The sequence below is a fragment of the Halorubrum sp. JWXQ-INN 858 genome, from assembly GCF_009806985.1.
In the GTDB taxonomy this organism is placed as follows: Archaea; Halobacteriota; Halobacteria; order Halobacteriales; family Haloferacaceae; genus Halorubrum.
Genome location: NZ_WUAX01000011.1, coordinates 1 through 18,844, shown reverse-complemented (window position 1 = coordinate 18,844; position 18,844 = coordinate 1). Strand labels below are relative to the sequence as shown.

Genomic DNA, 18,844 nt, shown 5'->3' with positions numbered 1-18,844 from the left:
AGCACTCCGTTACGAAAAATCGATTCACATACACACATCACGTACACACACATCACGTACACACACATACACACGCACGCACTTCTCCGACACCGAAGGTCCCGACGAGCGGCGTCGACGAGCGGCGTCGACGGACGGCGCGATCGCGGCCGTAAAGAATTACAAAAATAACGTTGTAACGGCGTCGCCGTCCCCGGATATGACCGCCCGTGCGCCGTCCGTGAATGGACATCATTTAATTACTCCGGCGACAATGGACTCGCATGTCAGCCGATCAGCTATCGAAGCCGACCGTCCGGGTCCGGGCCCGGAACGTCGGCGGGATCGACGACGCGGAGGTCACGCTGCCACCCGGCGTCTCCGTTCTCACCGGGCGTAACGCCACGAACCGAACGTCGTTCCTTCAAGCGGTCATGGCCGGGCTGGGGAGCGACCGCGCGTCGTTAAAGGGCAGCGCCGACGAGGGGTCGGTCACCCTCGAGATCGGCGAGGAGACGTACACGCGCACCCTTCGACGGACGGGATCGACGGTCTCGTTCGGCGGCGACCCCTACCTCGACGACCCGGAGCTCGCGGACCTGTTCGCGTTCCTCCTCGAGAACAACGAGGCGCGGCGCGCGGTGGCCCGGGGGGACGACCTCCGCGAGGTCATCATGCGTCCGATCGACACGGACCGGATCGACGCCGAGATCGAGTCGTGCAAGCGCGAGCGCGAATCGCTCGAGGCGGAGATCGAGCGCCTCGACGACATCGAGCGCGACCTGCCGGAGCTGGAGGCGAAGCGCACGGAGAAGCGTTCGGAACTCGAGGAGGCGCGCGAGGACCTCGCGACGATCGAAGCGGAGATCGAGGAGCTCGACGCGGGCGTCGAGGAGAGCCGGGACCGGAAGGAAGAGCTCGAGGCGGCGTTTCAGCGGGTTCGTGACGCTCGATCCGAGCTCGAGGACGTGGAGTTCGACCTGGAGACCGAGCGGACGACCCTTCGGGAGCTCCGCGAGGAGCGCGAGGAGCTGAGCGAAACGCTCTCGGAAGCGTCGGAGCCCGAGAACGACCCGGACTGGCTGGCGGGCCGGATCGAGGAACTGCGCCGGCGCAAGCGGTCGCTCGACGAGCGAACGAGCGAGCTCGGCAGCGTCATCGGGTTCAACGAGGAGATGTTGGAGGGGGAAGGGATCGCCATCGACTCGGCGGGCGCGGACGACCCGACGGACGCGCTCGCCGCCGAGCAGGAGACGACCTGTTGGACCTGTGGCTCCGACGTCGACGAGTCGCGCATCGAGGAGACCGTCGACCGGCTCCGCGACCTCAGGGCGGACCTGCTGGACGAGCGCAAGGAGGTCCGGTCGAGCATCGACGAGCTGACCGACGAGCAGGCGGCCGTTCGCCAGCGTCGGAGCGAGCGGGAGCGCGCGGAGCGCCGCCGTTCGGAGGTCGACGCCGAGATCGAGACGACCGAGAGCCGCATCGACGACCTCGAGTCGGCGGCGACCGAACAGGAGGAGCGGATCGCCGAGCTGGAGGCGGAGGCGGAGACGATCGACGTCGAGGGCCACGACGCGGTGTTGGACCTCCACCGTCGCGCGAACGGGACCGAACTGCGGGTCGAGAAGCTCGAATCGGAGCTCGAGGAGATCGACGAGGAGATCGACGAGCGCGAGGCCGCCGTCGAGGACCGAACGGAGCTGGAGGCCCAGCGCGAGGAGCTCGCCGACCGTCTCACGGAGCTCCGGACGCGCGTCGACCGGATCGAGGAGGGCGCGGTCGAGGCGTTCAACGAGCACATGGCGACGGTGCTCGACATCCTCGGCTACGACAACCTCGACCGCATCTGGATCGAGCGGCGGACCGTCGAGGTGCGGGAGGGGCGTCGGAAGGTGTCCCGAACGCGGTTCGACCTGCACATCATCCGGACCGACGAGGACGGGAGCGCGTACGAGGACACGGTCGACCACCTCTCCGAGAGCGAGCGGGAGGTGACGGGACTCGTCTTCGCGCTCGCCGGCTACCTGGTCCACGACGTCCACGAGGTCGTCCCCTTCGTGGTGCTCGACTCGCTGGAGGCGATCGACGCCGACCGGATCGCCCGAGTCGTCGACTACTTCCGCGACCACGCGGACTACCTCGTCGCCGCCCTGCTCCCGGAGGACGCCGCCGGGCTCTCCGAGGAGTACAGCTACATCGAAGACCTCGGATAGAGACGGAAAACAGTACTGTTTTCTTTTCTGTTAATACGGTATTGCTAACCGAACGGTCGCGGTCGTACGACGAACCTACTGTCGCTCAAAAGGCCGTAAAACAGGATCGGGGGCGTTCAGGGCCGATCCGCATGGTGGCGTCGGTTCGGGATCGAAAAAGTATGCTATATGATAGTATGTCTTTTTGTGAATATTATCGTAACGTGATGGCGATGGTGGGCTCCGACGTGGCGGCCAGCCGTCGAGCCGCGTGCCCGTGCACCCGATCAGAACTCGTCGAGCCGGCGCTGACCCGCGGGGACCGGATCGGGGCCGTCGGGCTCGACGCCGAGGAGCCGGGGGAGCGCGGTGTACGCGAAGGTGAGCGCGAGGACGAGGATTATCGGCGCGAGGAAGAGCCCGTGGAGCCCGAACACCACCGGGCCGAAGACGTACGCGAGCATCAACAGCCCGACGTGCGTGGCCTTGCCACTGAAGTACGGCCGGAGCACGAGGTCGGGGATCGTGTCCACGACGACGACCGCGACGACGAGGAACCCCGTGACGTACACGAGCAGGCCGAGCTCGTTGTCGAGAAGGGCAGGCGTCGCCGCCGCAGCACCCAACGGGAAGTAGACGATCTTCATCCCGATGACCGGGATCAGGCTCGCGATCCCGGTGAGTGCGCCCGCGAGCGCCGGATACGGGACCTGGGCCCCCGCGGGTGCGACGAGGTTGTAGCCGGCGTACGTCGCGACCGCGATGAGCGAGATCGCGATGACGTTGAGCAGGTTCCCGTACAACACCGCCTCGAGCTCGGCGTCCGCGGCCTCGAGGTACTCGCGGACGATCGCGTCGTCGTCGAACGACAGCAGCCAGTCGTGGACCTTCGAGCCGTCCAACAGCAGGTAGTAGGTGACGATGACAGCGATCAGGACGTTCAACAGGAACCCGGTCACGGTGTTCGTCAACAGCGCCGCGTGCTCGGTGAAGATCTCGATGAGGGGGTCGAAGTCCCCCGAGCGGTACGTCTGCACCATCCCGTTGAACGTGGGGTCGGAGAGGTTCGCCAGGCCCTCGACCCACGCCTCCTCGCCCCCGATCGTCTCTGCGACGGGGTACCGTTCGATGAACCGGCGGGCCTCGAGGATCAGCAGCACCAGCGTGTAGCTCAACAGGAGGATCAGCGGCAGGCCGATGACCGAGATGGCCGTCGCCGCGCGGACCCGGTCGGGCAGTCGGAGCCTGGAGAGCCCGTGGTAGAACCGACGGGTCGAGTAGTAGAGGAACACCGCGACGGTGAGGGCGGCGACGAACCGGTAGACGATGTAGCCGGCGATCGTCGCGATCGCCAGCCCGAAAAGGGTGAGCACGAAACGCTTCTCGTCCATGCCTGGCCGTGTTCGTCACCCGACATAAACTATGGGGACGAACGGATACGAGGATCGGAGCCTCCACGCTCCGACGCCGGCCGTGGACTCAATCCGACGCCGGTCACGGACTCAGTCGCCGTCGGAGACGCGTTCGCGGTGGGCCAGCTGTTCGCGGTGAAGCGTGAGGATCATGTCGGCGAGCACGCCGAAGATGAGCAGCTGGATCCCCAGGATCGTCGCGCCGACCGCGCCGACCGCGATGATCTCGTGGCCGACGCCGCGGACGATCCACCGGTACAGCACGTAGGCGGCCATGACGACGCCGGCGGTCGTCGAGAGCGCGCCGATGCTGCCGAAGTAGAACAGGGGGTTGTTCGTCTTCGCCTTCCGGTACAGCTCCAGGAAGATGACGCCGCCGTCGCGGACCGGGTGGAGGTTCGTCGCCGACCCGTTCGGCCGCGGCCGATAGGTGATCGGAACGACCCGTACCGGGATCCGGTTTTTCACGCACTCGACGGCCATCTCGGTCTCGATGCCGAACCCGTCGGCGGTGAGGTTCATCCGGAGGAACGACGCCCGGGTGAACGCCCGATATCCCGAGAGGATGTCCCGGTACTGTTCGCCGTGGATCGCCCGGAACGTGAGGTTGATGAGTCGGTTCCCGACCCGGTTTAACCGCGTCATCGCGCCGGAGCGCATGTCGGCGAATCGGTCGCCGATCACGTGATCGGCGTCGCCGTCGCGGAGCGGGGCGAGCATCGCGTCCGCGTCGGCGACGTCGTACGTCGCGTCCGCGTCGGCCAACAGCACGTAGGGTGCGTCGACGTGGTCGCGGACGGCCTCCCGAACCGCTTGGCCCTTCCCGCGACCGGACTGGCGGACGACGCGTGCGCCCGCCTCTCGGGCGATCTCTCGGGTGTCGTCGTCGGAGCCGCCGTCCGTCACGAGGACGTTCGAGAACCCGGCGTCGCGGAACCCCGAGACGACCTCCGCGACGGTCGCCGCCTCGTCCATCGCCGGCAGGAGGACACAGACGTCGTCGGAGTCGGTCATTAGCCGTTCCATGTCGCGGCCGTCGCTAAACTCTGTCCCTCTTGGCCGCGGGCGCGGACGGCGACGTGGGTGGCTACGACGAGAAAGCGGATATGGACCCGGACGGGGCGATCCACCAACAGCGTCATGTATGTCAATAGCGAACATGGACACTATGTCGGAACCCGTCGAAACTCACCGCGACGAACTGCTCTCGGCGGCGCGCACCGCCGTCGGCGACGAGATCCGGAGCATCACCTACTTCACCGAGGACGACGTCGAACAGCTCTACCTCCGGGACGATCTGGACCAGACCGCCGATCTGGTCGGGTTCGCGGAGAACGAGCGCAAGGGGTTCCACGCGCAGGCGCTGTACGCGAACACACAGCTCGGCGACTACCGGTTTACCGTCCGCGTGTTCGATAACGGCTACCTCACGCGGGTGATCACGAACGACCACGGCGTCTGGGTGACCGCGGACTCGATGGACATCGACCGGTTCGAGGAGCTCGCCAGCGCGCTCGCGACCATCCTTCGGTCGTTCGATCCGACGTGATCGACGCGACCGACGGCTGACCTCCGAGAGCGAACCGTTCGCCGTCGTGCGGTTGCGGTGGCACCCGATGTCAACTCGGTGAGACCCGTGCTTCGATCCGACTCGCGGGAGACGCCGGCGACCGCCGTGCGACGGGATCTGTCGGTGTTCGGGGAAAAATTCTTGTCTATCTGACGTGTAACGGGATACGTCACATGCACGATCTCACGGGGTTTCAGCGGGACTTGCTGTACGTGATCGCGGGGTCCGACGAGCCGCACGGGCTCGCGATCAAAGCGGAGCTGGAGGAGTACTACGAGTCGGAGATCCACCACGGGCGGCTGTACCCGAACCTCGACACGCTGGTCGAGAAGGGACTCGTCGAGAAGGGGCAGGCCGACCGACGGACGAACTACTACACGATCACGCGCCGCGGTCGCCGGGAGATCGAGGCACGGGCCGAGTGGCAGGCACAGTACGTCGGCTCCGGCGGGAGTGACGGCGGCACGTGACGACAGCGATCACGCCCAGAGCCCGGCGACGAGGAGGGCGTTCCGGCAGGCGGCGAGCAGCGAGAACACGCCGACGATCCCGAACATCGCAGTTGCGACGAGCCGGCGGGTCGCGCCGGCGACCGCGATCGGCACCCCGATAACGAACATTCCGACGGCCTTCGTGAGGAGCATGCCCGGGACGAGCCCGAATCGGGAGACCAGCGCCTGTCCGATCGGGGACCCCTCGACGAACTCCCCCGAGGAGATCGCGACGTACGTCGACGCCATGTCCGCCGTGATCCCGGCGGCGAACAGCAGCACCGCGGCGGCGAGTCGTGAGATCACGGCCGGTCCGACGACGGCATCCGTATAAAAACCCCGGGTCGACATCGACCGAACAGGAGGAGCGGATCTCGACGTCACCGGGTCGGGAGAAACCACGCCAACAGTTATGTCGTCGCATACACAGTTACGATCGTGATGTTTCAATGAACGGGATCGATGGCGGAGTGGCGATCGTGACGGGCGGCGCGGGCGGGATCGGGCGCGCGGCGGCGCTCCGGTTCGCGGAAGAGGGCGCGTCGGTGGTCGTCTCCGACGTCGACGAGGACGGCATCGCGGAGACCGTCGACCTGATCGAGGCCGACGGCGGCGAGGCGTCGGCGGTCGTGACGGACGTGACGGACGCGGACGCCGTCGCGGCGCTCGTCGACGAGACGGTCGAGACGTACGGCACGCCGGACTTCGCGCTGAACAACGCGGGGATCGAGGGGCGCACCGCACGCCTCGCCGACCAGACGCTGGACGACTGGGACCGCACCATCGCGGTGAACCAGACCGGCGTCTGGAACTGCCTCCAAGCGGAGCTCTCGGCGATGGTCGACGGCGGCGGTGACGGCGGTGCGATCGTCAACACGTCGTCGATCGCGGGGTTGAGCGCCGCCGGCGGCTCGCCGTACGTCGCCAGCAAACACGGCGTCGTGGGGCTGACGCGCATCGCCGCGGCGGAGTACGGCCGCGAGGGGATCCGCGTCAACGCGGTCTGTCCGGGGATCATCGACACCGAAATGATCGCCCGCGCCGAGGTCGAGATGGGCGACCAGCTCGCGGCCATGACCGAGGCGAAGCCGCTGGGCCGGATGGGTGACCCCGAGGAGGTCGCCGCCGCCGTCGTCTGGCTCTGCTCGGACGACGCGTCGTTCGTGACCGGTCACCCGCTCGTCGTCGACGGCGGTTTCCTGGCGTGAACGGCGGGAGTCGATACCGGAGACGACCCTCCTGCCCGCGGTTTCATCGGAAACGGGAGCAGTGAGGACGGAGTCCGCCGACGTCCGTTGACGGTGTTGGGATCGATCCCCGAAATAGAAACCAGTAGTGGTTACAAGCGAGAACGAACGACTAAGTAGGTCGCCGATAGTGGTTGTATCAATACTGATGCAACGCCGCGACCTCCTCGCTGCGGCGGCCGGTGGCGTCGCCGCGATCGCCGGCTGTTCCGACGACGACGGGGGGAACGCCGACGCGTCGATCCGCGGCGAGACGCTGACGCTCACGACGACGACGAGCACGTACGATACCGGGTTACTCGACGAGGTGAACGCCGCGTTCGAGGACCGCTACGGTGTCGCGGTCGACGCCGTTGCACAGGGAACCGGTGCGGCGCTCGAAACCGGGCGGGCGGGCGATGCGGACGTCGTAATGGTTCACGCCCGATCGTTGGAGGACGAGTTCATGCGCGACGGCTACGGCGTCAACCGCCGCGACGTCATGTTCAACGACTTCGTCGTCGTCGGTCCCGAGGACGACCCCGCCGGAATCGACGGGACCGAGGAGGTGACGGACGCGTTCCGGGCGATCGCCGAAACCGGCTCCGTCTTCGTCTCGCGTGGCGACAGCTCCGGCACGCACGCGAAGGAACGCGCTATCTGGGACGCTGCCGGCATCGAGCCCGGCGGCGAGTGGTACCGCGAGACCGGTAGCGGGATGGGCGAGGTACTGAACCAGGCGAACCAGACGCCCGGCTACACGCTCGCCGACCGGGGAACCTACCTCTCTCAACGGTCCGAACTCGACGTCTCGATCCGGGTCGAAGGGCCGATCGAGGGCGGTCCGGCACTCCTCGCGAACCCGTACGGCATCGTCGCCGTCAACCCCGGCGTCCACGAGACCGTCAACTACGACCTCGCCATGTCTTATATCGGGTTCCTCACCTCCCAACGGGGGCAAACGGTCATCGAGGAGTACACGGTCGAAGGCGAGCAGCTGTTCTTCCCGGAAACGGACTCGGAAGACCCGAACTTCGAACAGTACGTTCCCGAGGGCTGGACGCCGGACGAACGGTAACGAGAACACATGATCGAGACCCTCTCCGCCGTCGATCTCGTCGCCAGGGGGTTCGCCCCGCTCGTCGTCGACTTCCCGTTCGAGCGGCACTACGTCGAGAGCATCGTCCTCGTCTCGCTGTACGTGAGCCTCACGGCGGTCGCCATCAGCACGCTCGTGGGGCTCCCCGTCGCGATGCTGATCGGGTTCTCGGAGTTTCGGGGCAAGGGCGTCGTCGTCGCGCTCATCAACACGGGCATGGGGTTCCCGAGCGTCGTCGTCGGCCTCCTCGTCCTGTTCGCCGTCTCGAACCAGGGGCCGCTCGGCGCGTTCGATCTCGTGTTCACCACGGAGGCGATGATCCTGTCGCAGTTCGTCCTCGCGACGCCGGTCATCACGGGCGTGAGCCTCGCCGCCGTGACCGGCATCGACGACGGCGTCCGTGACGCCGCCCGCGCGCTGGGCGGGACGCGGATCGACGTCGCGCTCGTCACGATCAAGGAGGCGCGATACGGGGTCATGACCGGCGTGCTGGCCGGTCTGGGGCGCGCGGTGAGCGAGGTGGGATCCGTCCTCATCGTCGGCGGTAACATCGCGAGCGCGGACGGCACCTCCGTGACGCGAACGCTGACGACCGCGATCCAGCTCGAGGCCCGACAGGGGCGGTTCGAGACGGCGCTGGTTCTCGGCGCGATCCTCGTCGCGCTCGTGTTGGTCATCAACGGCATCGTACTCCGGTTCGGGGGCGGTCGCACGTGATGCAGCGACCCGATGGCGTGCGACCGCGACAGTCCACCGATGGACTCGCCGTCTCCGACGTGACGCACGGTTTCGGGGACGCCGACGTCCTCGACTCGGTGACGCTCTCCGTGCGACGGGGAGAGACGATGGCCGTGATCGGCCCGTCGGGAACCGGGAAGACGACGCTGTTGCGCCTCCTCGCGATGTTCCACGAGCCCGACGAGGGGCACGTCGCGGTCGACGACGCCGACGTGTGGGGGCTCTCCGAGCGCGAGCGGCTCCGCGTCCGACGGCGGGTCGGGATGGTCTTCCAGGAGCCGGCCCTCTTCGACGCGAGCGTTCTGCGGAACGTGAGCTACGGGCTGCACATCCGGCGTGGCTGGCGGGAGCGGCTGCGGAGCTGGGCCGCGAGGGTCCGTGGCGGGGACCGCCGACGCGCCGTCACCGAGGCGTTGGCGGTCGTCGGACTCGCCGACGCCGGAACGCAACACGTCGACGCGTTGTCGGGCGGGGAGGCCCAGCGCGTCTCGTTCGCCCGCGCGTTGGCGTACGACCCCGACTTCCTGCTGCTCGACGAGCCGACCTCCGACCTCGATCCCCGGAACACGGCGGCGATCGAGGCGGCGATCGACACGGCCCGATCGCGGGGGCTCGGCGTCGCCGTCGCCACCCACGACATGAACCAGGCGGAACGGATCGCGGACCGCGTCGCGGTGATGCTGGACGGGCGGGTCATCGAGTGTGGCCCCGCGGATCGCGTCTTCAACGACCCCGGGGACGAACGTGCACGGGAGTTCATCGACGGCGAACTGGTCTACTGACCACCCACCGGAAGCCCGCCTCTCGACAGTCGACTCAAAATCCGTCTCCCGACGGCCGACTCGAAACCCGTCCCCTGCCGATCGTGGGTCCGATGGAGGCGAGGGAGTTAACCGCCGCCACGGAGACGAACACCCAATGGACGGAGCGAGGGGACGGAGCAAGGCCGTACTCGCGTGTGCCGGCGTCGAGTTCGACGCCCGGGACGCGACGTTGCTCAGGCGGATCGACGCGACCGGATCGGTCGCGAAGGCGTCCTCGGACCTCGGTCGGTCGCGAGCGCGTGACCTGTCCCGGATCGAGGAGCTCGAGACCGCGTTCGGGGACCTGGTGGAACGGCGTCGGGGCGGCCCGGGCGGCGGCGGGAGCCGACTGACGGCGAACGCGAAGCGCCTGCTGAACCGATACGACCGGCTCCGCGTGGCGCTCGCCGCCACGGCACGCGTTCCGGAGACGGTGCTCGACGGGGCGGTCGAGGCCGTGACGGGCGAACTCGCCGACGTCGACACCGCGGTGGGCAGCCTGCGGGGGCTTCACGACGGCGTCGAAAGGGGCGAGCGCGTCCAGGTCCGGATCGGGGCCGACACGCTCACCGTCCTCGATCCGGACGCCGATCCCGCCCCGAATTCGACGAGCGCGCGGAACCGACTCTCGGGGGAGGTTTCCGACGTCGACCGCGGCGAGACCGTCCGCACGGTGACGATCGACGTCGACGGGACCGCGTTCCGTGCGCTCGTCACCGAGGAGAGCATCACCCGGCTCGGGATCGAACGAGGGGCACCGGTCGTCGTCACGTGGAAGGCGACGGCCACTCGGCTCGCCGGGGGACCGACGGAGGACTGACCTATTCCCGGCGAGGGATCGAATACCTGCCGAGTGTGCCGATCTGCCTCGTTGATCACGGCGGAGGTTCACTGGTAATCCAACACCACCTCGTCGGCGCGGCCGCCTAACTTTACGCGCAGGGAGCCACCGGTCCGTGTGGAGAACGATGAATAGTAACAACAGAGCGGACCCCGATGACAGCTCAAGCAACGACCCGGGTATGGACACGGAGCGTCGCGGTGAACGCGGTGATTCGGAAGCGGCCCGTCGCGGTGAGCGCGGCGATTCGGAAGCGGCCCGTCGCGGTGAACGCGGTGACTCGGAAGCGGCCCGTCGCGATGAACCCGACGACCACGGAGCGAATCCGAGCGAACGTGGCAAATGGCTCTCGGCGCTGATCGCACTGCTGGGACTCTGGATGATCGCACAGGCCATCGGATTAGACCTCACCCAAGCGCAGTTCTGGAACGACGTCCTCGTCGGGTCGCTCCTGATCGGCGTCGGGGGGTACAACTACTCGCGGCAGGCGAACGAACGGTTCGCGAACACCGCGGTCGCCCTGATCGCCGTCGCGGCCGGTCTTTGGTTGATCGCGGCCCCGTTCGTGCTGGGCACCGACACCGGGATCGCCGAGACGACCAACGAGACGTGGTTCTACAACCACATCGCCGTCGGTTTGCTTACGGTGGGTCTCGGCGCGTACAGTGCATATCAGGCCGGGGATCGCCAGCAGGACACTCGTCGGGCGAAAACCTGAACGGTCCCGCTCCCTCGCACTGTTTTGCAGTACTCGCTAGTAGTACGGTCCAGAGAGGCGTTGTCGCCGGTAGATAGCGAGTTGATACTGGGCCAGCAGTACCGAGCAAGCGATCGCCAGCACCAGGAAACTGCCGATGAATAACAGCGACCCCCCGTGAAGAACGCCGTTCAGCAACTGCAGGAGCGCGAACAGCGGAAGGCTGAAGGTTAAAAGGCCGGTCCGAACCGGGGACTCCCGGGCCATTCGGACGAAGGTGTCCAACTCGCTCGCGGTGTTATCGTCCATTGTTCTGCTTGTTAGCGCCAGTACAGGGGTGCTTATAACCGCTTCGAACGGCGGTAAGCCGGAGTTTCCACGGCATCCTCACAGGAGGTCCAACCTGGAACCAGTGACGTGAATAGCGAGCCGTGTATCGGTGGCGTTACTCCGTCCGAGTGGGGGCCTTCAGCACGGCTCCGTGAATATCAACGACGCCCGTAGGGAACACGATGTGGTTCAGGTGCAGATTACGCCTCCGTATTCAGAAAACGCGTCGACCGGGAGTCCCGCGAGCGATGCGAGTGGGACTCCGGCCGGCACGTCTTCCCGTACGACTCGCTCGTCGCCGTCGCTTCCCGTTCGTAGTTGCGGAGAAATGCGCCGGCCGGGATCGTGAACCACGGTCGCTCGCTACGCTCGCTCTCTGATTCAAATCCCTCGGCGATTTCTCTTACTTCGTTCGAGAAATGCGCCGGCCGGGATTTGAACCCGGGCCATGAGCTTGGAAGGCTCAGGTCCTACCACTAGACCACCGGCGCGCACTTCGACCGAGACGCCGCCGGGATAAGGAACTTACCCTTTCGTTCGGCGGCGATCGTTCGGCGACGTCACCGCGTCTCGTCTCGGATCGGCGACGAGTCCCGACATCGCCACCCACCCGACACCGCCTGTCGTCGTGCCCGGCCCCTACGCGTCGTCCGCGCGAACGACGCCGTAACAGTTCCCGCTGGAAACGGTGAGATCGACCGCGACGAGTTCGCTCGCGGCGACGTCCGCGGCGAACTCGTCGGGCGCGTAGATGTGGTAATACCGGGGGACGGTCTCGCCGCCGGGGAGCGTCCAGTCCACCTCGGTGTCGAACCCCTCCGTCCGGTCGAAGCGGTCGTGTGCCGTGCTCCAGGCGCTGACGAGCGCGACGCCGCCGGGCCGGAGGACGCGCGCCAGCTCGTTCAGGCTCCGGACGCGCGCCGCCCGCGGCGAGAGGTGATGGATCGTGGCGACGTACACCGCGAGATCGACCGCGTCGTCCGCGACCGGCAGCGCCGCGGCGTCGCCCTGTACGAACTCCGCGACGTCGGCGAAGCCGCGTTCGGCCGCCCGCCGCGTCGCCTCGTCGAGGAGGCCGCGGCTCACATCGACGCCGACGACCGCGGCCGCACGCTCCGCAAGGAGCTCCGTGTGCCGACCGTTGCCACACCCGAGGTCGAGGGCGCGGTCGATCGACGGATCGGCCGACGGATCGACCGACGTCTCGGTCGTGTGGTCGGCGAGGAACGACTCGACTTCGGGCCACGCGTACTCCCGGGTCTTCGAGAAGTGCGGGGCGATGCGGTCGTACGCCGACTGCGGGTCCATACGCGGGCATCGTCGCCGGCGAGTAAAGGGCCGCTGAAAGCGACGACGGTCGGCGGCCGGCGAGGGTCCACGGACCAGCGGCTCAGAGGCTGCCCATCAGAGCGAACGCCACGGCGGTCAACGCGAGGAGAATGACCGCGTGTTTCGCGCCGTCGCGGACGGAGCCCTCGCCGAGCTGGCCGGCGACGAGCCCGGAGCAGATCGCCTGCACCGCGGCGGCGTGGAAGAACACCTGTTCGTAGACGAACACGTCGATGTCGCCGATCCCGTCCGTGATCCCGCCGCCCCCGCCGGGCACGCCACCGCCGGCGCCGCCGGTCGCCGCCGACTCGATGGCGGGGATGAACGCGATCGACAGCGCGGCGATGATCCCCAGGAAGACGAGAAAGGAGATGTAGATCACGATGAGGTACGTCAACATGACCTGTCGGCGCTCACGGCGGAGCCGCTCGGTCGCGCGCGTCTCGTCGGCGGCGATCTTGAGCACCGGCGCGATGTCGCCGCTGGCGTGGAGCGCGTTCGTCACCAGCGCCACCGCGCGAGAGAGGACCGGCGATCTGACCCGGCGGTCCATCCGGTGGAGCGCCGTCGTCACGTCCGCCCCCCACTCGACGTCCCGCCGGGTCAGAACCAGTTCGGCCGTGAGGGCGTCCAGGTCGGACTCCGAGACGCGACGGACGCTCTCGACGACGGACGCGCCAGCCTCGTTGACGCTCGCGAGCCGGTCGAGAAAGTCCGGCACCGACGCCTCTATCCGTCGCGTCCGGCGCTTCCGGATCTCATAGACGACCGCGTACGACGCGAGGACGCCCGCCACCGCCGTGACGATCGCGGCGTCGACCTGTCCGACCATCCGCGTCGGCGGCCCGACGGTGATCGGGAACGCGACGAGCGCGACCCCGACGAGCGCGACCGGAACGCTGACGAACAGGACGGTCGCCGGCCGCTCGAGCACGTGTTCGACCGGCGAGGACGCCCACGCCAACACGCCGCGGAGCCGCTCGTGGGCGGCGAGCCGTTCGCGGCTCCTCGCCCATCGATCCTCGCCGGCCACCCCGCCGGACGGCGACACCCCTCCGTCGGGAAGCGACGTCCCATCGCCGGACAGCGACGTCCCATCACCCGACGGCGACGCCCCCTCGTCGGGAGCCCCTCGCTCCCGCGGCGGGAGCGGCTCCGTTCCGCCGACGCCGTGTGTGACGCTGTCGACGTAGACGACGAACCCGAACGTCGCGAGCGGGAGCGCCGCGTAGACGATGACGCGAACGAGCGGGAGGGTGTCCTCGAGCACGAGTCCGATGACCACGAGGAGGGTGATGAAGAACAGCGGCCCGGCGACGAGCGCCGTCACGTACGTCTCCGCGAACGTGGAGAGCAGCTCGAGGTACTGTTCCTGTCTCGCCTCCGCCTCCTCCTGATACCGCTCGTACTGGTCCTCGAGGAACCCCGAGAGCGACTGTCCGGAGCTGAGGACGGACGCGAGGTTCTCGGAGAACTCTGCGAGGTCCTCGCTGGGCGTCCGTTTTGCGGTCCCCCGGAGCGCCGTCAGCGCGTCGGTCCCGAACGCGTTCATGTCGCGGACGGCGACCGCGAGCTCCGTCGCCGCCTCCCCGTAGACGGCCTCGTGTTCGGCCAGCGTGTCCATCACGTTCGGGAACGCCATCCCCGAGCGGGAGAGCGCGTAGACGAACGCGACCGTCCGCGGGAGCGTCGTGTCGATCCGCGAGGCGCGTGCGACCGCACGCTGGGCGAGCAGTTCCCACCGGACGTAGTAGGTCCCGACCGCGAGCCCGGCCCCGACGGTCGCCGAAGAGGCGACGAGCAGGACGAACAGCTCCCCGAGCCCGACCTCGGTCAGTCGCGCGAGCGCCGCGAGGAACACGAGCGGGCCCGGGAGTGCCGCCGCGATCGGGCCCTCGCCGACCGAGAGCAGGCCGAGCAGCGCGGCCGCCGCGTAGACGCCGACGACGCTTCCGGCGACCCCGAGCGCCGCGGCGTACAGCAGGGTCCGCGAGGCGTACCGCCGATGCGTGTCGCCGGTGTGTGCCGCGCGCAGCAGCTCCCGTTCCCGGTCGCCGCGGGCCCGCTCGGAGGTGACGTACTCGCCGAACAGCGCCAGCGCGAGCCGGGTGACGACCAGGTCGGCCCGCCGGTCGACGAGGGGTGCGAGCAGCGCGACGCAGAGCCCGACCGCGGCCACCAGTGGAAGCAGTGTGAGCAGCGCGAGCAGCGTGTTCATTCGGGATCGGGCTCCTCGTTGCCCTCCGTCGTCGCCTCCGCCTCCAGCCGCCCCATCGTCCGATCGGGGTCGGCGTAGTACGCGTTGACCAGCGCGGTAAAGCGCCGGTAGCCGTTGACGCCGAGCCGGGACAACAGCTCGAGGAACCGCTCACGACGCCGTATCTCCCGGAGCAGCGCCGAGCGGTCCCACCCGCGCTCCTCGCGGATCTCCTCGAGGAGGTCCGAGTCGTTCCGCTGGAACTCGTCGGTTCCGGCGGCCCACGTGAACGCCGACGAGTAGTCGAGGTCGCCGGTCCGCTGGTCGATCCCGCCGATCTCGCCGATCACCTTCGCCCGCCGGACGCGCTCGTCTCCCGACCGGGTGAGCGTCTGGATCACGAGCATGTCGAGCGACTGCACCATCGCGCGCGGGACGTTGATCGGCTCGTTCTCCAGCCGGTTTATCACCGTCTCGATCGAGTCGGCGTGCATCGTCGAGAACGTCGTGTGGCCGGTGTTCATCGCCTGGAACAGGGTGACCGCCTCGGCGCCGCGCACCTCGCCCACGATGATGTACTCCGGACGGTGTCGCAACGCGGACCGAAGCAGGTCGTACATGTCGATGTCGGCCCCCTCGTGGAGCTGTTCGCGGGTCACCGAGGACAGCCAGTTGTCGTGGTACAGCGAGAGCTCGCGGGTGTCCTCGATCGTGAGCACCTTCGCGCGCGGCGGGACGAACATCGACACGGCGTTCATCGACGTCGTCTTCCCCGAGGCGGTGCCGCCCGCGAAGATGAGACTCTTGTTGTGTTCGATACAGAGCCAGAAGTACGCCATCTGCTCGATCGAGAACGTGCCGTAGTCGACGAGGTCGACCGGCGTGAACGGCTCGTCGGCGTACTGGCGGATCGTGAACGCCGACCCGCGCGGCGTGACGTCCTCGCCGAGCGCGAGCTCCGCGCGCGAGCCGTCCGGCAGCGTCGTCCCCATGATGGGCTCGCCCGCGGAGATGTGTCGTCCCGACTGCTGGGCGAGTCGGATGACGTAGTTGTCGAGCGCCTCCTTCCCGAACGAGACGTTCGTCTCGATGTCGGTGTACGCGTCGTGGTAGACGAAGATGGGGAGGTCGTACCCGTCACAGGAGACGTCCTCGATGTGGCCGTCGTGCAACAGCGGGTCGAGCCGGTCGAACCCGCGGAAGTCGCGGAACAGGTAGTACAGCAGGCTGTAAAACGTCCCCATGTCGGCGTCGACGCCGTACTGTTCGAGGAGGGCCTCGAGCTCCGTCCGGAGCGTCGCCTCGTCGGTCTTCCCCGTCCCCTCCCGGTACAACAGCGGGTCGCGGATGTCGTCGCGGACCCGGTCGAGCAGCTCCCGTTCGAACCCGTCGAGCGAGGGCTCGACCGTGTAGTACAGGTGCTCGCTCGCCTCGTCGTCGTAGGTGATCACGACGTAGGCGTACGGCGCGTTCACCCAGTAGCGGTCCACTTCCTCCTCGTCGTCCGGGACGGTGAAGGACGCCAGCGGGCCGTCCGTCCCCGGACGGAACGGGCGAACCTCGATGTCAGACCCCTGCAGCACCTCCCAGGTCCGCGTGAGCCGTCGCCGAAGCGCCCCGATTCCCCCGCCGACGTTCCCCGGTTCTGCGTCCCCAGCCATCGGTGTATACGCAGGCTATGAGCGTCCCCGACTTAAAGCCGCTTCCGTCGTCACGGCCATCCGCCGTCGTGTCCACCCGCTGTCGCGTTCACCCGCCACCGTGTCCACTCGCTGTCGCGTTCACCCGCCGCCGTGGCCACTCGCTGTCGCGTTCATCCGTCGACGCGGTCGACGGTCAGGAGGACGCCGCCGAGCACGAGGACCATCACGGTCCCGATCGGGAGGGGGATCCCCGGGATCCCCCGAGTGACGACGAGGTAGTTCGCGGCGACGAAGGCGACGCCTGCGGCGGCGAGGAGCCCGCCCATCAGGCGGACCGGGTCGATCGGTCCGTTCTCGACTCGATCCTCCCGGAGGTAGTAGCCGACCGAGAGCAGCACCGCCGCGCCGACGAGCGCCGCGCCGACCGCCCACGCGAGGTACGCGGCGAAGACGAGCTCGCCCGCCTGTTGGGCCATCGCCTCGCGGATCGAGAGGAGCTCGACGCTCCGGCCGTCGATCTCCAGGTCGGTGAAGTAGACGAACTCAGCGAACACGAAGCGGACGTACAGGAGCCCGCCGACGCCCTCCGCCGTGGCGTACGTGAGGTTCCACGGGACGAGCGCGGCGAGCCACGCCGAGACGACGGCCAGCTCGCCGGCGTATTCGGAGCGAACCCAGACCATACGCGACACGGACGGCGCCGGCCTGTAAAAACCCCACCGCACCGCCGCCGTCCGAGGGGGAGACCAACCGTCCGTCGAGCGGGGACGACCCACCGTCACCTCGGCCCCGTCGGACGTCACGCGTCCCGACAACACGTGTCTCACGTCTTGCGTCCCGACAACACGCGTCTCGCATCTCGCGTCCCGACAACACGCGTCTCGATAGTGCGCACGCGACGACGCCCGTCGCCCCGACGAGCGTGGAGACGGGCGTTACGTTGATACGGGACGGTCCCGAACCGTTTCATACGAAATGCGGCGAGACTACTTCGACCTCAGCGTCGAGGGCGTCGCCGGCGACGCCGACGAGCCGAGCATGCCCTTGGTACGTATCGACTTCCACGGTCCGGGGGGGCTGCTGCGGGAGCGGCTCTCCAACGCCGAGGGGGACCTCCTCGACGCCGCGGAGACCGACGTCGCGTTTCGGCTCCGCGAGCCGCTATCGCCGGCCGCCGACCCCGAGGGCGTCGTCGGCGTCACGAACCGTATCACCGGCGACTTCGTCCTCGAACTGAACGAGACGGCCGCCGACGTGCTCGCCTTCATCCGGGCCGCACGGGAGTACGGGAACGCCGCGGGCGGCGACGCCCGCTACCGCGTCGAGATCGACGTCGACGGCGAGCGGCTCGTCAGCTACGAGAAGGCGACGTTCCTCGTGTACGACCACGAGGGGCACCTCCTCCGGGGCGAGAGCCTGATACCGTCCGGCGTCGAGCTGTGACCCCGCGGCGGCCCGCAGGGACGGTGCTTTTCACGTCGACCGACGAAGGGCGGGTATGAGCGATTGGACCGACTCGATCGTCGGCGACCGGATGACCGTCGACCGCGAGTTCAACGAGCGCGTGGTCGCCTCCGAGTTCACCAGCCAGGAGTGGGGGCTGATCATGACGGCGACGGAGTTCGAGATCGAGGACGCGGACGACCCGGAGCAGGCACGCATCGTCGCGGACACCTCGAAGCTCCCCGCGATCATGCCCGAGCTGGAGAACGTCCGCTCGCAGGTGGCGGCGATGGGCGGCGCGCCGGCGGGCGACGATCGCGGCGGGTCCGGCGGCGGGATCGTCGCCGCGATCAAGGGCGCGCTCGGGCTCGGCGGGGACGGCGGTCCCGACGACGAGGACCTCGCGGCCGCCGAACGACTGGTCGGCGAGTACGCCGACGCGCTCCAGGCACACCTCGAGGACACGGGTAAGTGGGAGCGGGTCCGGGTCGCGTATCAGGAGTAGTCGGCGGCGGGATCGGAGACCTGGACGGGCCGTTTCCCCGGCGGATCAGTCGATCCCGTCGCCGACGTGAAACGGCGTCAGTCCGTTCCTTCGTGGCCGTCGATGAGCTCGTTCACCAGCTCGTCGTACTCCTCGTCGTCGACCCGCAGCGCGTCGAGCCGCGCGACCGTCGCCTCGTCCAGATGGACCTGTGGCATGAGCGCCGGTTCACGCCGCCGAAATAAAAACGCCGCGACGATCGGCCGTCTCATGGATCACTTACGGAGGTGGCAAGGAGAAAGCCCCGTGCTTTAGCGCGGGGATGAATCCGACAACGCCCTGCGCCAACTACGCCAACGATCTGACC

General features: G+C 68.1%; 19 protein-coding genes and 1 tRNA gene. 11 read left to right on the top strand and 9 right to left on the bottom strand.

The window, feature by feature from the left end:
* The first annotated feature begins 263 nt into the window (after positions 1 to 263).
* Complete coding sequence (locus GRS48_RS08890) at positions 264 to 2,195, top strand: archaea-specific SMC-related protein (RefSeq protein ID WP_159485658.1); 1,932 nt, start codon at positions 264 to 266, stop codon at positions 2,193 to 2,195.
* A 266-nt stretch (positions 2,196 to 2,461) separates the two neighbouring features.
* Here the strand turns inward: GRS48_RS08890 and GRS48_RS08885 are convergent, their stop codons facing one another.
* Both GRS48_RS08885 and aglJ read right to left on the bottom strand, forming a co-directional pair.
* Positions 2,462 to 3,565: an AI-2E family transporter gene (locus GRS48_RS08885; RefSeq protein ID WP_159485656.1), complete on the bottom strand. Its 1,104-nt coding sequence runs from the start codon at positions 3,563 to 3,565 to the stop codon at positions 2,462 to 2,464.
* A 111-nt stretch (positions 3,566 to 3,676) separates the two neighbouring features.
* Entirely contained in the window at positions 3,677 to 4,600 is a 924-nt protein-coding gene (gene aglJ, locus GRS48_RS08880) for an S-layer glycoprotein N-glycosyltransferase AglJ (protein WP_159485654.1), read from the bottom strand.
* Positions 4,601 to 4,754: 154 nt separating this feature from the next.
* On the opposite strand from aglJ, the gene GRS48_RS08875 reads away from it, so the two are divergent.
* Together GRS48_RS08875 and GRS48_RS08870 are read left to right on the top strand one after the other, a co-directional pair.
* Positions 4,755 to 5,135 (top strand): hypothetical protein, encoded by a 381-nt coding sequence (locus GRS48_RS08875; RefSeq protein WP_159485652.1) that lies wholly within the window; start codon positions 4,755 to 4,757, stop codon positions 5,133 to 5,135.
* A gap of 194 nt (positions 5,136 to 5,329) precedes the next feature.
* Complete coding sequence (locus GRS48_RS08870) at positions 5,330 to 5,626, top strand: PadR family transcriptional regulator (protein WP_159485650.1); 297 nt, start codon at positions 5,330 to 5,332, stop codon at positions 5,624 to 5,626.
* 9 nt (positions 5,627 to 5,635) lie between these two features.
* Here the strand turns inward: GRS48_RS08870 and GRS48_RS08865 are convergent, their stop codons facing one another.
* Entirely contained in the window at positions 5,636 to 5,953 is a 318-nt protein-coding gene (locus GRS48_RS08865; RefSeq protein WP_321168371.1) for a hypothetical protein, read from the bottom strand.
* Between the two features lie 143 nt (positions 5,954 to 6,096).
* Here GRS48_RS08865 and GRS48_RS08860 point away from each other — a divergent pair, with 143 nt between their 5' ends.
* The 6 genes from GRS48_RS08860 to GRS48_RS08835 all read left to right on the top strand — a co-directional run bounded on the left by GRS48_RS08860 (position 6,097) and on the right by GRS48_RS08835 (position 11,072).
* Entirely contained in the window at positions 6,097 to 6,855 is a 759-nt protein-coding gene (locus GRS48_RS08860) for an SDR family oxidoreductase (RefSeq protein ID WP_159485649.1), read from the top strand.
* A 187-nt stretch (positions 6,856 to 7,042) separates the two neighbouring features.
* Positions 7,043 to 7,951, top strand: a complete 909-nt coding sequence (locus GRS48_RS08855) for a substrate-binding domain-containing protein (protein ID WP_159485647.1) — start codon at positions 7,043 to 7,045, stop codon at positions 7,949 to 7,951.
* A gap of 9 nt (positions 7,952 to 7,960) precedes the next feature.
* Complete coding sequence (locus tag GRS48_RS08850) at positions 7,961 to 8,689, top strand: ABC transporter permease (protein WP_159485645.1); 729 nt, start codon at positions 7,961 to 7,963, stop codon at positions 8,687 to 8,689.
* Positions 8,689 to 9,492 (top strand): amino acid ABC transporter ATP-binding protein, encoded by an 804-nt coding sequence (locus GRS48_RS08845; protein WP_159485643.1) that lies wholly within the window; start codon positions 8,689 to 8,691, stop codon positions 9,490 to 9,492. Before GRS48_RS08850 ends, GRS48_RS08845 begins: the two co-directional genes overlap by 1 nt.
* Positions 9,493 to 9,628: 136 nt before the next feature.
* On the top strand, positions 9,629 to 10,333 hold the full coding sequence (locus GRS48_RS08840; protein WP_159485641.1) for a TOBE domain-containing protein: 705 nt from the start codon (positions 9,629 to 9,631) through the stop codon (positions 10,331 to 10,333).
* Between the two features lie 202 nt (positions 10,334 to 10,535).
* Positions 10,536 to 11,072, top strand: a complete 537-nt coding sequence (locus GRS48_RS08835) for an SPW repeat protein (RefSeq protein WP_200840240.1) — start codon at positions 10,536 to 10,538, stop codon at positions 11,070 to 11,072.
* 36 nt (positions 11,073 to 11,108) lie between these two features.
* On the opposite strand, the gene GRS48_RS08830 is transcribed toward GRS48_RS08835, so the two are convergent.
* The 6 genes from GRS48_RS08830 to GRS48_RS08805 form a co-directional block, all read right to left on the bottom strand.
* On the bottom strand, positions 11,109 to 11,360 hold the full coding sequence (locus GRS48_RS08830) for a hypothetical protein (RefSeq protein ID WP_159485639.1): 252 nt from the start codon (positions 11,358 to 11,360) through the stop codon (positions 11,109 to 11,111).
* A 441-nt stretch (positions 11,361 to 11,801) separates the two neighbouring features.
* Positions 11,802 to 11,872: transfer RNA gene (locus GRS48_RS08825), tRNA-Gly, on the bottom strand.
* A gap of 148 nt (positions 11,873 to 12,020) precedes the next feature.
* Positions 12,021 to 12,689: a class I SAM-dependent methyltransferase gene (locus tag GRS48_RS08820; RefSeq protein ID WP_159485637.1), complete on the bottom strand. Its 669-nt coding sequence runs from the start codon at positions 12,687 to 12,689 to the stop codon at positions 12,021 to 12,023.
* 82 nt (positions 12,690 to 12,771) lie between these two features.
* Positions 12,772 to 14,910, bottom strand: a complete 2,139-nt coding sequence (locus tag GRS48_RS08815) for a type II secretion system F family protein (RefSeq protein ID WP_159486405.1) — start codon at positions 14,908 to 14,910, stop codon at positions 12,772 to 12,774.
* A 14-nt stretch (positions 14,911 to 14,924) separates the two neighbouring features.
* Positions 14,925 to 16,568 carry a type II/IV secretion system ATPase subunit gene (locus GRS48_RS08810; protein ID WP_159485635.1) on the bottom strand — a complete coding sequence of 548 codons (1,644 nt, stop codon included), beginning with the start codon at positions 16,566 to 16,568 and terminating at the stop codon, positions 14,925 to 14,927.
* Between the two features lie 152 nt (positions 16,569 to 16,720).
* Complete coding sequence (locus tag GRS48_RS08805; RefSeq protein WP_159485633.1) at positions 16,721 to 17,233, bottom strand: hypothetical protein; 513 nt, start codon at positions 17,231 to 17,233, stop codon at positions 16,721 to 16,723.
* Positions 17,234 to 17,525: 292 nt separating this feature from the next.
* On the opposite strand from GRS48_RS08805, the gene GRS48_RS08800 reads away from it, so the two are divergent.
* Together GRS48_RS08800 and GRS48_RS08795 are read left to right on the top strand one after the other, a co-directional pair.
* On the top strand, positions 17,526 to 17,993 hold the full coding sequence (locus GRS48_RS08800) for a DUF5793 family protein (protein ID WP_159485631.1): 468 nt from the start codon (positions 17,526 to 17,528) through the stop codon (positions 17,991 to 17,993).
* A 55-nt stretch (positions 17,994 to 18,048) separates the two neighbouring features.
* A complete protein-coding gene (locus tag GRS48_RS08795; RefSeq protein WP_159485629.1) occupies positions 18,049 to 18,498 on the top strand; it encodes a DUF5799 family protein in 450 nt (149 codons plus the stop codon).
* The last annotated feature ends 346 nt before the right edge of the window (positions 18,499 to 18,844 follow it).